The organism is Streptomyces mirabilis (assembly GCF_018310535.1).
In the GTDB taxonomy this organism is placed as follows: Bacteria; Actinomycetota; Actinomycetes; order Streptomycetales; family Streptomycetaceae; genus Streptomyces.
Window position 1 is genome coordinate 3,990,981 of the sequence record NZ_CP074102.1, and the last position, 12,879, is coordinate 4,003,859.

The window sequence follows — 12,879 nt, forward strand, 5'->3', positions numbered from 1 at the left end:
TCCCCCGTCGCCGCGCGCCAGTGTGATGATTCCCGGATTGCGCAATCCCCAAAGGTTTCGAGCACCGGCTCACGGTGCCGAGTCCTCGGTGCCGGAGGCTGCTCGGTAGGCCTGGGTGGGGGTCATGGCGACGCCGTTGAGACTGACGGTCCTGTACGGGCTGACCTTGGCGCAGGTTTTGGACTGGTCGGCGGTCTCGGCGTGGGCGTTGGAGGTGGCGGCCTTGGTGTCGGCAGGGGCGGGTGTGGTGGCGGGGTAGGCGGTGCCGCTGGTCCAGTCGGTGCCGATGACCAGGGTCAGGCCGGTGGCGTCGCTCTGCTTGAGGTGGGAGGACGGCAGGCCCAGGGCCTTGGCGGCGGTCTGGGCCTCGGCCTTGTGCCCGCTGCCGTAGGTGAGGGTGGTCGTGGACGTGATGCCGGCGGCGTTGCCGGTGGTGGTGCCGGAGCTGAAGCCCTTGTCGATCAGGGCGGTGGCGACGGCGGAGGCCCGGCCGGTGACGGTGGTGCCGTTCTCCACGGTGACCGCGATCTGCGCGGCGGGGACCGCGGAGGCGGTGGCCGTGGCTTTGGCTGTCGCGGAGGCCGCGGCGGTCTTCTCGCCCGACGAGCTGGTCAGGGACTGGTCGTTCGCGATGGTGGCGAACAGACTCTGGGCCGTGGCGGCGGGCACCAGCCGGTTGCTGTCATTGGGGTCGGGCGCCGTCTGCATGGTGGTGAAGGTGATGCGCTTCGCCGGGACCTTGTCCACGTCGGCGGCGAGCCCGATCAGTTTCCTGATGGTGCCCAGGCCGGTGTCGACGGTGAGGGCCTTGGTGGCGGCGTCGGCCAGGCGGTAGACCGCGGTGGGGTCGGTGAGGGTGCCGGCGCTCTTGAACTTGCGGATCATCGAGCTGAGGAAGATGTGCTGGGAGTAGGTGCGCCCCAGGTCGCTGCCGTCGCCGAAGCCGTGCCGGGAGCGGACGAACTCCAGGGCGGCGACGCCCTTGAGGGTGTGCGTGCCCTGAGCGAGTTTCAGGTGTGAGTAGGTGTCGTAGACGTCCTTGTCGACGCAGGCCGACACCCCGCCCACCGCGTCGGACATCTTCACCACGCCGGAGAAGTCGAGCTTGACGAAGTGGTCGATGGGGATGCCGGTGAGCCGGTGAACGGTGGCCACCTGGCAGGCGGGCCCGTACTGCAGGGCGCTGTTGACCATGCCGGTGTAGCCGTTCGTGGAGACGCCGGTCTCGGTGTCCTTGCAGGCGGGGACCGTGGTCACGGTGTCGCGGGGGATGCTCATCACGGTGGCGTTGGAGCGGTCGGCGGAAATGTGCATCACCATCTCCACGTCCGCGTTGGCCCCGGACTGCACACCGGTCTGCGAACAGCCGCCGCCCAGCTTGCAGTCGCTCGCGTTGGTACGCCCGTCGCTGCCCATCACCAGGAGGTTGATCGGGGTCCTGCCGAAGGAGTCGGCCTTCTCCTTGCCCGCGCTGTCGCCCGTGCCGTCGGTCAGCGGGACGCTGTGGAGATTGCCGTTCAGATGCTCGTAGAACCACCACCCCACGCCCGCCGTGGCCAGGACCAGCACCGACAGCGATATCGCGGCCGTCCGCAGGATCCGCCTGCCCCGGCGTACGGGCCGGGCCCGGCGCCCCACGCCGACCTTGGGACGCGCACGGGACCCCGTCCGGGAGGGCGCGGAACCGGAGGGCGCGGAACGGGAGGGCGCAGAACCGGAGGACGCGGAACCGGAGGTAACGGAACCGGAGGTGTGGCGCTGCCGGGGCACCCCGCGTGCGTGGCTGCGTGCGGCGTTGCCGGCGGGGGCGTCCCCAAGGTCAGTCATGTTCGCACTCCCACGAAACGGTCGGGCCGTTCAGGCATACGTCAGGCGTTGCGGGGCGCCTCACTTGCATGGTTGCGCAATATAACAACCCCGGCCCGAGACCCAGCACGGCTCCCACCCACCACCCCTTGAGAGGGCTCCGGACGCGGGGGCGTTCCGACGCCTGAGAGGGCTCCGGACGCGGGGGCGTTCCGACGCCCGGAGTCGCCGGTCGCCGCAGTGGTCCGACTCATGACCGAGATGTGGTGAAGTCGTGGTGAGCGGTGGGGCCCGGGCCCGCTATGTTCGGTGCGATCATCCGAGATTCGGAGCTGGCGTGCAGAAGACGGACGAACGGGCCGTGGGGGCGGATGAACCGTCCACAAAGGCGGCGGAGGCGGCCGTCGCGGTCCCGGCGGCGGAGGCGGGTGCCGCAGGTCCCCGGCGCGACTGGCCCCGCCACTGGCCCCTTCTGCTCGGAGCGTGCGCGCTGTCCGGGCCCGCGCTCTACGTCCTCGGCCGGTGGATGGAGCAACCGGCCATGCAGGCCTGGCGGACCGTCGCTCTCGCCGTCACCGTGCAGGCACTGCCCTTCCTGCTGCTCGGCACGGCGCTGTCCGGCGCGATCAACGCGTTCGTGCCGGCCCGGGTGTTCACCCGGGTGCTGCCCAGGCGGCCCGTGCTCGCCGTCCCGGTCGCCGGAGTCGCCGGAGTCGTGCTGCCCGGCTGCGAATGCGCGTCGGTGCCGGTCGCAGGCAGCCTGATCGGCCGGGGTGTCACCCCGGCCGCCGCGTTCGCGTTCCTGCTCTCGGCGCCCGCCATCAACCCGGTCGTGCTGACCGCCACCGCCATCGCCTTCCCCGGCCACCCCGAGATGGTGCTGGCCCGGCTGCTCGCCTCGCTCGCCACCGCTGCCGTGATGGGCTGGCTGTGGCTCTTCCTGGGCCGCGACAAATGGCTCAAGCCTGTCGTACGGCACACCGGTCACCAGCCCGAGCAGAGCCGCCTGCGGGAGTTCCGGCGCGGCTTCCAGCACGACTTCCTGCACGCGGGCGGCTTCCTGGTCCTCGGGGCCATGGCGGCGGCCACGTTCAACGTGGCGGTCCCACGCACCGTGCTCGACGCGTTCTCCGGCTCGCCCTGGCTGTCGGTGCTGTTCCTCGCCGCGCTCGCCATCCTGCTCGCGGTGTGCTCCGAGGCCGACGCGTTCGTCGCGGCCTCGCTCACCGGCTTCTCGCCCGTCGCCCGGCTGGCGTTCATGGTCGTCGGACCGATGGTCGACCTGAAACTGATCGCCCTTCAGGCGGGCACCTTCGGCCGGGCCTTCGCCGTCCGTTTCTCCACGGCCACGACGGTCGTCGCGATCCTGTGCAGCGCGCTCATCGGAGGAGTACTGCTGTGAAACGCCCCCTCCAGGTGACCCTGCTCGTCCTCAGCGGCCTCGGCCTGCTGCACGCCTCGCTCTTCACCGACCTGAGCCTCAGGTTCGTGAAGGAGGGGATGCGTCCCATGCTGGTCGCGTCGGGGGTGGTGCTGCTCGTGCTGGGCGTGGCGGAGGCGTGGTCCAGCCAGAGGCCGGGCAGCGGCGACGCCGCCGACGGTCACGGTCACAGCCACGACCACTCCACCGTGCCCCGTATCGCCTGGCTGCTGTTCCTCCCCGCGCTGAGTCTGCTCTTCTACGCCCCGCCGGCCCTCGGCGCGTACACCGCCGCGCGCGAGGCGCCCAAGGCCGTCACGGAGCAGAGGTACTTCGATCCGCTGCCCGCGACCTCGCCCGTCCTGCTGACGCTCACCCAGTTCACCAGCCGGGTGCAGCAGGACCACAAACGGGACATCGGCGGCCGTAGCGTCCGGATGACCGGCTTCGTCACGCCCGACAAGGGGGGCGCCGGCTGGTACCTGACCAGGATCATCTTCACCTGCTGCGCGGCGGACGCCCAGTCCGTGAAGGTGCGGATCCACGGGGCGGCGGCCCTGCCCGCCGACACCTGGGTGACCGTCACGGGAACGTGGCACCCCGGCGGAACGCTGGGCACGAGTTCCGCCCCGGCCGCGCTGGACGCCCGTACCGTCAAGAAGGTCACCAAGCCGGTGAACGCGTACGCGGACGCTCTTCCGTTGTTCTAGATCAGCCTTTGTTCCAGATCAGCCGTTGCTCTAGGCCGGCCGTACCAGGCCCACGTCATAGGCGAAGATCACCGCCTGCACCCGGTCCCGTACACCGATCTTGGTGAGGACGCGGCTGACGTGGGACTTGACCGTGGACTCCGCGAGGGAGAGACGGTCGGCGATCTCGGCGTTGCTCCAGCCGGAGGCGATGGCGGTGAGGACTTCGCGTTCGCGGTCGGTGAGGGCGTCGAGCCGGCGCTCCTGCTCGGGGGTGTGCCCCGGGCGTCGCTCGGTGTAGGCGTCGATGAGTTTGCGGGTCAGGCCGGGTCGCGGGGCTGACCGATGCGACGTCCGGCATCGTGCCGAGCAGGGTGACCGCGTCCTGGGCGGCGCCCTTGGCGTCGTCGCTCGTACGGGCGTCGACGACCACGGTCAGCGGCCCGTTGTAGCCGGGCCCGAACCCTTTGGTGATGGTGTCGTAGGCGATGCGCTGGGTGGAATGGGGGGCGGCCGAACTGTCGCTGGGCATGGCCAGTTGCAGCGACAGGGCGGGAATGGCCAGGGCGAACAGGGCGGCCACCGCGACGGCGAGGACCTCGACCGGGTTGCGGGTGACGAACCGCGCCCAGCGCACGCCCGCGGGTTCGCCCTCGCCGCGCTCCTCGATCGCCCGCATCCGGCGGGTCTTGAGCTTCCCCTTCATGATCCGGGGACCGGCGAAGCCCAGCAGGGCGGGCAGCGGGGTGAGCGCGATGAGCACGGCGACCGCGACCGCGCCCGCGGCGCCGAGACCGATGTCGGTGAGCAGGCCGACCCCGATGATGCTGAGCCCCGCGAGCGCGATGACCACGGTCAGACCGGCGAACACCACGGCGGAGCCGGCCGTGCCGAGCGCGCGTCCGGCGGCCTCCTCCGGTTCGTGCCCCTCCCTGATCTCGCCGCGGTAGCGGGAGACGATGAACAGCGCGTAGTCGATGGCGACCGCGAGGCCGAGCATCAGCGCCAGCGTCGAGGTGGAGGAACTCAGGTCCACGAACGCGCTGGTGAGGGTGATCGCGGACACCGCCACCACGATGCCGAAGATCGCGGTCAGCAGGGGCAGTCCGGCCGCGAGCAGCGAGCCGAAGGTGATGACCAGCGCGACGGCGGCGACCGCGAGGCCGATCAGCTCACCGGCGCTCTGCTCGGACTTCACCTGGACGGCGTTGCCCCCCATGCTCACCGCGAGGCCCGCCTTGTCGCCCCGGTCGGCCACGGACTTCAGGTCCTCGCGGGCCCGGTCGGTGACGTCGGCCTGGGCGACCTTGTACGTGACCTGGGCGTAGGCGACGGAGCCGTCCTTGCTGACGGTGCCGCTGGTGAACGGGTCGGCGACGTCCCCGACCTGGGAGGCCTTCCTGAGGTCGGCGACGAGGGACACGACCTCGGCCTTGTCGGCGCCGGACGTCAGCTTCCGGCCGTCCGGGGCCTCGAACACGACACGGGCGGTGGCTCCGGCGGCCGAGGCCCCCGGGAACTCCTTCCCCAGCAGGTCCAGCGCCTTCTGGGACTGGGTTCCGGGAATGGTGAAGGAGTCCGACGTACCGGCCGACACACTGGCGGCACCGATGCCGACGGCCGCCAGGACGGCTATCCACAGCATGAGGACAAGTCGTCGCCGCCGGAACGCGAACCGGCCGAGACGATAGAGGAACGTGGCCACGAATGACTCCCGGAGAGGGGAAAAGAGGCCTTCGTGGCCTCCTTACGCCAGGCTAGGAACGCCCGGTCGCCACTCGGCGGCACTCCGGAGGTGAATACGGCCCGGCGGTTAGTACTTCCGTGCCATACGCATGTCATCCGGCCGGTGTACGAGACGCGGCCGCGGCCCGCGCGGGCCCCGGGCCACTCGGCGGGTCTTACGGACCCGTGACGTGACGGGCGCGGTGCTGCCGTGCGCCATGGTCGCGGTCCTAGCGTTCGGCGTATGCGAGTACTGGTCACCGGCGGTGCCGGGTTCATCGGGTCCCATGTCGTCGAGGCGCTGAGCGCGCGAGGGCACGAGGCGGTCGTGTTCGACCTGCGCGACGGCCTGGACGTACGGGACGCCGAGGCGGTCGGCGCGGCGCTGGCGGGCATGGACGCCGTGTGCCATCAGGCGGCGATGGTGGGGCTGGGGAAGGGGTTCGACGACGCGGTCGAGTACGTGTCGCGCAACGACCTCGGCACGGCGGTGCTGCTCGCCGCGATGGCCGACGCGGGGGTGCGCCGGCTCGTGCTCGCCGGGTCGATGGTCGTGTACGGCGAGGGCGCGTACGGCTGTGAGTGGCACGGGCCGGTACGCCCCGGGCCCCGGACCGTCGCCGATCTCGACGCGGGACGGTTCGAGCCCCGCTGCACGCGGTGCGGCGAGGAACTGACACCCGGCCTGGTGCGCGAGGACGCTCCGGCCGACCCCCGGAACGTGTACGCGACGACCAAGCTGGCCCAGGAGCATCTGGCGGCGGCCTGGGCCCGGTCGACGGACGGTTCGGCGGTGTCGCTGCGCTACCACAACGTGTACGGGCCCGGGATGCCGCGCGACACCCCGTACGCGGGGGTCGCCTCGTTCTTCCGGTCCGCGCTGGCCCGGGGCGAGGCGCCGCGTGTCTTCGAGGACGGCGGGCAGCGACGGGACTTCGTGCACGTACGGGATGTGGCCACGGCCAATGTGGCGGCCCTGGAGGCGGGTTCGCGCGCCGGGGCCCTCACGGCCTACAACACCGGAAGCGGCGAGCCGCACACGGTCGGCGAGATGGCCCGTGCCCTGGCCACCGCCCACGGCGGGCCCGAGCCCGTGGTGACCGGGGAGTACCGCCTCGGCGACGTACGCCACATCACGGCCGACTCCGCACGGCTGCGCGCCGAACTGGGCTGGAAGCCCGAGACCAACTTCGCGGAGGGGATGAGGGAGTTCGCGGCGGCGAGGCTGCGCGGGGAGTAGGGGAGCAGGAGAGCAGCGGCCGGGGCCTGCGCCTCACGCCCTCGCCATGGGCACCCGCCTCACGCCCTCGCCATCGGCAGCGTGACCTCGAAGCGGCAGCCGCCTGGGACGTTGTGGACGGCGGCCTGCCCCTGGTGGGCCTCGACGATGCCCCGGACGATGGCCAGGCCCAGGCCCGCTCCGGCGGGTGGCGTGCGGGCGTGGGTGCCGCGCCAGCCGGTGTCGAAGACGCGCGGGAGGTCCTCCTCCGGGATGCCGCCGCAGCCGTCGGTGACGGACAGGACGACCCCCGCGTCCGAGCGCTCGGCGGCGACCGCGACCGTGCCGTCGGCCGGAGTCCGGCGGATCGCGTTGACGAGGAGATTGCCCAGCACCCGGCTCATCTCCTTGCCGTCCACCTCGACCGGCACCGGCTCGATACGGTCCCCGACGAGGCGTACGCCGTGCTCGCGGGCGAGCGGGTCCGCGCCCGCGAGGGCGTCGCCGACGAGGTCGTAGAGGGAGATGCGGGAGGGGGACAGGGCGAGGGTCCCGGCGTGTATGCGGGAGAGTTCGAAGAGGTCGCCGACCATGTCGTTGAGGCGTTCGACCTCGGTGCGGATCTGCCGGAGGTAGCGGTCCGGGTCGGCGGCCACCCCGTCCTCCAGCGCCTCCGACATCGCCCGCAGTCCGGCGAGCGGGGTGCGCAGGTCGTGCGAGATCCAGGCGACGAGTTCACGGCGGGAGGTCTCCAGCGCGCGTTCACGGTCGCGGGACTCGGCGAGCTTCGCGCTGGTCGCCTGCAACTCACGGCTCAGCGCGGCGAGTTCGGCGGTCGCGGGGCCCTCGGGGGCCGCGAAGTCGCCGCCGTCGCCGAAGGAGCGCGCGGCCAGGGTCAGGGCCCTGCTGCGGGCCACCACCCAACGCCCCAGCAACAGCGCCGTCGCCAGGGACACCACCGCCGCCATGGCCACCACGGTCGTGACCACGCCCAGGTCGTGCGAGGACAGGAACATCGCCCAGGCGACGGCCAGCGTCCCCGCGAGCATCGCGGTGACCGCCACGGCGGCGACGACGGCGAGGGAAACGGTCAGCGACCGGCGCCGGATCAGCCACAGCGCCCCCGCGCCGAGCAGCCCGGCCACGGCGGCACCGAGGAAGGCGTACAGGGCGATGAGCAGCATGTCGTGCGTGGAGTGCACGGTTTGCATGGCTTGCACGGAGTGTGTGGCTTGCACGGCGTGTGTGAGGGGCATGGCTCGCATGGTCAGACCGCTTCCTCTCGGGGAGTCGGGGCCTCGCCGGGCGTGGGCTCCTCGAAGCGGTAGCCGACCCCCCACACCGTCTGGATCAGCCGCGGTCTGCCCGGATCGTCCTCGACCTTGCCCCGCAGCCGGCGCACGTGGACCGTGACCGTCGACAGGTCGCCGAAGTCCCAGCCCCACACCTCGCGCATCAGGTCCTCGCGGCTGTACGCCCGGCCGGGATTGCGGAGGAAGAACGCGAGCAGGTCGAACTCGCGGATGGTGAGGGCGAGATCCTCGCCGTTCCTGGTGGCGCGGCGGGCGTCGGGGTCGACGGCGAGACCGGCCAGCCGGAGGGGGCGAGCGCCTGCGGCGGGGCGGCTGCGGCGCAGTACCGACTCCACCCTCAGGACCAGTTCACGGGGGCTGAAGGGCTTGGTGACATAGTCGTCGGCGCCCACCTCCAGGCCGAGGATCCGATCGTCCTCGTCACCGCGGGCGGTGAGCATGATGACCGGAACGGGACCGTGGCCGCGCATCCTGCGGCACACCTCCAGGCCGTCCATCCCCGGCAGCATCAGGTCCAGCACCACCAGGTCGGGCCAGTGCGCGGCGGCACGGGCGAGCGCGGCGGGTCCGTCCGCGGCACGGTCCACGACGTACCCGGCGCGGTCGAGGTAGCCGGAGACCACCTCGGCGACGGTGGGATCGTCGTCGACGACGAGGACGCGGGCGCTCCGCCCGGGCCCGCCCGGGGCAGGTCCGGTACCTGCGGATTCGTACGGCTGCTGCATGAATCCAGCGTCCCACCGGCCGCACCCGCGTGCCGCGATCCCGCCGCGACGTCCGTGTTTCGTAAGGACCCGAAGTCCGATATCTCCCTTTCGCGTTCGTAGGGTGAAAGCCGTGACGACCTCTCCCCAACCTGACCCCGACAAGCCCCCGGACACGAACCCGGCGCCCGTCGACGTGGTCCTCCCCCGTCCGGTCGACGTGATCCTCCCCTGTCTGAACGAGGCCGAGGCCCTCCCCTGGGTCCTCGCCCGCGTCCCCGCCGGGTGGCGCGCGCTGGTCGTGGACAACGGCTCCACGGACGGCTCGGCGGAACTGGCCCGCGGCCTCGGGGCGACCGTCGTGCGCGAGACGCGCCGCGGGTTCGGCGCCGCCTGCCACACCGGTCTGCGAGCCGCCACCGCGGACATCGTGTGCTTCTGCGACTGCGACGCCTCGCTGGACCCGGCCAGGCTCCTGCCCTTCGTCCGCGAGGTACAGGACGGCGAGGCCGACCTCGTGCTCGGGCGGCGCCGCCCACAGGGCCCCGGCGCCTGGCCCGCGCACGCCCGGGCGGGCAACCTCGCCCTCGCCCGGATGCTCCGCCGCCGCACCGGACTGCGCCTGCACGACCTCGGCCCCCTGCGTGCCGCCCGCCGCGAACCGCTGCTCGCCCTCGGCCTCACCGACCGCCGCAGCGGCTACCCGCTCCAGATGGTCGTGCGCGCCGCCGACGCCGGCTGGCGCGTCACCGAGCACGACGTGCCCTATCTGCCGCGCACCGGCGCCTCCAAGGTCACCGGCACCTGGCGCGGCACCTGGCAGGCGGTACGGGACATGCGCCGCGTCCTCGCCGAGCCGCCCGTGCCGTCCCGCCACGCCCACGCCGCCCCCGCCCCTTCCCTCACCTCCACGGATTCCCGTTCCCAGGGAGGAACCAGCCAGTGACGACGCTCCTCGTCATCGCCAAGGAACCACGGCCGGGACGGGTCAAGACCCGCCTCACCCCGCCGTTCACACCCCGGGAGGCGGCGCTGCTCGCCGAGGCGTCCCTCGTGGACACCCTGCGCACGGTGGCGGCGACCCCGGCACGGCGCCGGGTGCTCGTGCTCGACGGAGCGGCCGGCGACTGGCTGCCGGCCGGCTTCGACGTCGTACCGCAGTGCGCGGGCGGCCTCGACGAACGGCTGGCCGCCGCCTTCGCGGGCTGCGCCGGGCCCGCGCTGCTCATCGGCATGGACACACCGCAGGTGACACCCGCGCTCCTCACCGTGGACTTCGCCGGCTGCGACGCGTACTTCGGCCCGGCCGAGGACGGCGGCTTCTGGGCCCTCGGGCTCGCCGCCCCCGATCCGGAGCTTCTGCGGGGCGTGCCGATGTCGACGCCCACGACGGGTGCGGTGCAGCGGGAGCGGCTCGTCGCCGCCGGGCTGCGCGTACGCGACCTGCCCCGCCTCCGGGACGTCGACACGGCCGCCGACGCGGAGGCGGTCGCCGCCCTCGCGCCGCCCGGCAGCCGCTTCGCCGCCGAGCTCGGACGTCTGCGGACGGCCACCGGACGATGAGCACCGCGCACGGGACGACGACACCGCCGGGGCTGCCCGGCCCGCGCCCCTGGTCCGCCGACCCCTACTCGGACGCCCTGGTCACCGGCCGGGGCCCGCTCTTCCTCCGGCGCACCGACGGCTGGCTGCTGCCCCTGGAGGTGGAGCGCTGGTGCGCACGGGCCGACGCGGTGGACCTGACCGTGCTGGGGCGCTGCGAGGGGACCGTGCTCGACGTGGGCTGCGGGCCGGGGCGGCTCGTCGCCGAACTCGCCGCCCGGGGCCGGCCCGCGCTCGGCATCGACGTCAGCGAGGCGGCCGTCGCGCACACCGCCCGGCTCGGCGGCCAGGCCCTGCGGCGCTCCGTCTTCGAGCCGCTCCCCGGTGAGGGCCGCTGGGACACCGCGCTCCTCCTCGACGGCAATGTCGGCATCGGCGGCGACCCGGCCGCCCTGCTCCGCCGGATGACCCAACTCCTCGCTCCCGGCGGGCTGTTGATCGTCGAGACGCTCGCGGACGTGGACGTCGACGAACGGGTCAGCGTGCACATCGTCCGGGTCACCGACCCCCGGGGCACGGACGGGCCGGCCTTCCCGTGGGCCCGCCTCGGCACCCCGGCGCTGCTCCGGCACGCGGCACGCGCGGGCTGGCGCCGGGAGGGTCAGTGGTCGGCCGGGGGTCGCTCGTTCGTCGCCCTGCGCAACCGCGACGGATGCGATGGCCCGGACGACCGCGATGACCGGGACGACCGCAACAGCCGCAGTACGAGCAGCGCCGCCGAGCCCCCGAACAGCACCGCCGTGATCAGCAGCCAGCGGACCAGGAAGTCGTCGCCCGGGAGCCCGGTGGCCAACCGGTAGTGCTCCGCCATCTGCCCGCTGATCAGCGGAAACCACATCAGCAGCAGAAGCGCCGAGAACGCGGCCGGGAACCGGACGTAGACCGTCCACTCCCGGCGGCCGACCGCGCCAAGACCCCTCGCCACGGCCCGGTCCGCCCCCGCGTACAACGGGACGAGCACCAGGTCGTGGAGGACCGCCGCGCCCACGAACCACAGCGCCACCCCGAACCAGTCCCCTGCGAGCAGCCGCACCCCGGCGTACCCGGCGAGCGCGAACGAACAGGCCGGCAGCAGGATCTGCAGCGGACCACCCAGGACAGGCTTCCCGAACGGCCGTCGCATCACAGGTCGTCGCCCCACAGGTCGTCGCATCACAGTTCTCCGAACGTCATCCGGGCCACCCACTTGGTGTTGAGCACGCCGGGCGCCGCGGGGACGATGATCCGCGCGGGATAGCCGTGGTCGGGGGTCAGGTCCTCGCCGTTGGCGAACAGGGCCAACAGGGAGCGCGGGTCGCGCACCTGGTTGTAGCGCAGGGCCGCGTGCCGGAACGCCCCGTGCCGCTGCAACGACTCCACCAGCACATCGGGCGCCGCGCCCTCCTCGTATCCGACGAGCCGCGCCAGGTCCCGCAGCCGTACGCCCCGCCACCACTGGTCGGAGGTCGACCAGCCCTCCACGCAGGCGATGGGCAACGCGGCGCTGTGGAGCGGAAGTTCGAGCAGCTCGCCCCGGCTCAGCCGGACCGTGCGCCCGCGCCCCTCGACGACCAGCCGCCACGTCTCCTCGGCCGTCTCCCGCATGTCGATGCCGACCGCCTCGGCCGTCTTGTTGATCTGGAAGCCGCCGGGTCCGCTGCCCGGTTCGGGGCCGCCGTGCGGAGCGAGTACGGCCGTCTCCCGCAGCGGCTCGTCGAAGCTGCGGCCCGCCGTCGTGGCGAACAGCAGCAGCGATCCGCCGCCGACGACTCCGAGGGCACCGCGCCGCGAGACGGTGGGCGGGGTGGGGTCCGGTGAGACCAACTCCCCTTCTTCCGGGGTGCGTTCGTCCCGGAGGCAGCGCAGATTGCGGAGCGCCGCCGGGACCCGCAGCACGGCGTGCGTCACGAACGCGGCGAAGAACACCCAGGCCCCGTAGAAGTGCAGCGGATAGAAGGAGCCGGGGAAGATGTAGTCGAGCTGGATGTTCAGCACGCCGGTGGTGAACTCGAACAGGGCGCCCCCGACCAGCAGGAGCAGCGAGATCCGCTCCAGCGCGTGCGCGAGCGACCGGGCGGGCGGCAGCGCGAACAACTTCGGCACGACCGACCACAGCTTCGCCAGCAGTACGGGGATCAGCGTGATCCCGAGGGTGACGTGGACGCCCTGGGTGAGGCGGTACAGCCAGGACGGGTTCGTCGGCCAGGAGAAGAGGTAGAAGCCGAGCAGACCCTTGTCCGGGGTCATGTCGTTCACCGGCGACAGGTTCGGGTTGTAGGCGGCGTACGACACGAGACCCGTCACGAACAGCACGGTGATGCCGCCGAGCAGGACGACGCCGAGCACCGAGGTGAACCAGGGGCCGCGCAAGGGGCTGCGCCAGAACGCGGGGGAGGAGGGAGACCGTGGCATGCTCCGACCG

At 72.7% G+C, this 12,879-nt stretch carries 11 protein-coding genes and 1 pseudogene; 6 read left to right on the plus strand and 6 right to left on the minus strand.

Translation table 11 applies throughout. The features are described 5' to 3' along the window. Positions 1–69: 69 nt before the first annotated feature. Entirely contained in the window at positions 70–1,827 is a 1,758-nt protein-coding gene (locus tag SMIR_RS17570) for an LCP family glycopolymer transferase (protein ID WP_211118763.1), read from the minus strand. A 316-nt stretch (positions 1,828–2,143) separates the two neighbouring features. Between SMIR_RS17570 and SMIR_RS17575 the strand changes: the two genes are divergently transcribed. Both SMIR_RS17575 and SMIR_RS17580 read left to right on the plus strand, forming a co-directional pair. Beyond that, on the plus strand, positions 2,144–3,208 hold the full coding sequence (locus SMIR_RS17575) for a permease (RefSeq protein WP_168493821.1): 1,065 nt from the start codon (positions 2,144–2,146) through the stop codon (positions 3,206–3,208). Continuing rightward, positions 3,205–3,936 (plus strand): TIGR03943 family putative permease subunit, encoded by a 732-nt coding sequence (locus SMIR_RS17580; protein WP_168493819.1) that lies wholly within the window; start codon positions 3,205–3,207, stop codon positions 3,934–3,936. Before SMIR_RS17575 ends, SMIR_RS17580 begins: the two co-directional genes overlap by 4 nt. A 30-nt stretch (positions 3,937–3,966) precedes the next feature. Here the strand turns inward: SMIR_RS17580 and SMIR_RS44595 are convergent, their stop codons facing one another. Both SMIR_RS44595 and SMIR_RS17590 read right to left on the minus strand, forming a co-directional pair. Continuing rightward, complete coding sequence (locus tag SMIR_RS44595; RefSeq protein WP_349636928.1) at positions 3,967–4,239, minus strand: response regulator transcription factor; 273 nt, start codon at positions 4,237–4,239, stop codon at positions 3,967–3,969. After that, positions 4,178–5,620 (minus strand): annotated as a pseudogene (locus tag SMIR_RS17590) (MMPL family transporter); the annotation flags it as partial. The pseudogene SMIR_RS17590 and the gene SMIR_RS44595, both read right to left, overlap by 62 nt. A 264-nt stretch (positions 5,621–5,884) precedes the next feature. On the opposite strand from SMIR_RS17590, the gene SMIR_RS17595 reads away from it, so the two are divergent. Further along, the gene (locus SMIR_RS17595) at positions 5,885–6,880 is read left to right on the plus strand and encodes an NAD-dependent epimerase/dehydratase family protein (protein ID WP_168493817.1); all 996 of its coding nucleotides are present in this window, start codon (positions 5,885–5,887) and stop codon (positions 6,878–6,880) included. A gap of 59 nt (positions 6,881–6,939) precedes the next feature. Here the strand turns inward: SMIR_RS17595 and SMIR_RS17600 are convergent, their stop codons facing one another. Next, the gene (locus SMIR_RS17600; RefSeq protein WP_101403608.1) at positions 6,940–8,070 is read right to left on the minus strand and encodes a sensor histidine kinase; all 1,131 of its coding nucleotides are present in this window, start codon (positions 8,068–8,070) and stop codon (positions 6,940–6,942) included. 56 nt (positions 8,071–8,126) lie between these two features. Further along, positions 8,127–8,897 carry a response regulator transcription factor gene (locus SMIR_RS17605; protein ID WP_101399360.1) on the minus strand — a complete coding sequence of 257 codons (771 nt, stop codon included), beginning with the start codon at positions 8,895–8,897 and terminating at the stop codon, positions 8,127–8,129. Between the two features lie 103 nt (positions 8,898–9,000). Here SMIR_RS17605 and SMIR_RS17610 point away from each other — a divergent pair, with 103 nt between their 5' ends. From SMIR_RS17610 to SMIR_RS44600, 3 genes are read left to right on the plus strand one after another with little or no spacing between them, the layout of a single operon-like run. After that, on the plus strand, positions 9,001–9,822 hold the full coding sequence (locus tag SMIR_RS17610; RefSeq protein WP_422664442.1) for a glycosyltransferase family 2 protein: 822 nt from the start codon (positions 9,001–9,003) through the stop codon (positions 9,820–9,822). Further along, positions 9,819–10,439 carry a TIGR04282 family arsenosugar biosynthesis glycosyltransferase gene (locus SMIR_RS17615; RefSeq protein WP_075031714.1) on the plus strand — a complete coding sequence of 207 codons (621 nt, stop codon included), beginning with the start codon at positions 9,819–9,821 and terminating at the stop codon, positions 10,437–10,439. Before SMIR_RS17610 ends, SMIR_RS17615 begins: the two co-directional genes overlap by 4 nt. Further along, positions 10,436–11,278, plus strand: a complete 843-nt coding sequence (locus tag SMIR_RS44600) for a class I SAM-dependent methyltransferase (protein WP_168493815.1) — start codon at positions 10,436–10,438, stop codon at positions 11,276–11,278. The genes SMIR_RS17615 and SMIR_RS44600 overlap by 4 nt, the downstream gene beginning before the upstream one ends. A gap of 352 nt (positions 11,279–11,630) precedes the next feature. On the opposite strand, the gene SMIR_RS17625 is transcribed toward SMIR_RS44600, so the two are convergent. Next, positions 11,631–12,869: a molybdopterin-dependent oxidoreductase gene (locus tag SMIR_RS17625; RefSeq protein WP_168493813.1), complete on the minus strand. Its 1,239-nt coding sequence runs from the start codon at positions 12,867–12,869 to the stop codon at positions 11,631–11,633. Positions 12,870–12,879 lie beyond the last annotated feature (10 nt).

Excerpts from the sequence above, each read along its gene's own strand:
- SMIR_RS17570 (WP_211118763.1), bottom strand. The coding sequence starts at position 1,827 with ATGACTGACCTTGGGGACGCCCCCGCCGGCAACGCCGCACGCAGCCAC.
- SMIR_RS17595 (WP_168493817.1), top strand. The coding sequence starts at position 5,885 with ATGCGAGTACTGGTCACCGGCGGTGCCGGGTTCATCGGGTCCCATGTC.
- SMIR_RS17600 (WP_101403608.1), bottom strand. The coding sequence starts at position 8,070 with ATGCAAACCGTGCACTCCACGCACGACATGCTGCTCATCGCCCTGTAC.
- SMIR_RS17605 (WP_101399360.1), bottom strand. The coding sequence starts at position 8,897 with ATGCAGCAGCCGTACGAATCCGCAGGTACCGGACCTGCCCCGGGCGGG.
- SMIR_RS44600 (WP_168493815.1), top strand. The coding sequence starts at position 10,436 with ATGAGCACCGCGCACGGGACGACGACACCGCCGGGGCTGCCCGGCCCG.
- SMIR_RS17625 (WP_168493813.1), bottom strand. The coding sequence starts at position 12,869 with ATGCCACGGTCTCCCTCCTCCCCCGCGTTCTGGCGCAGCCCCTTGCGC.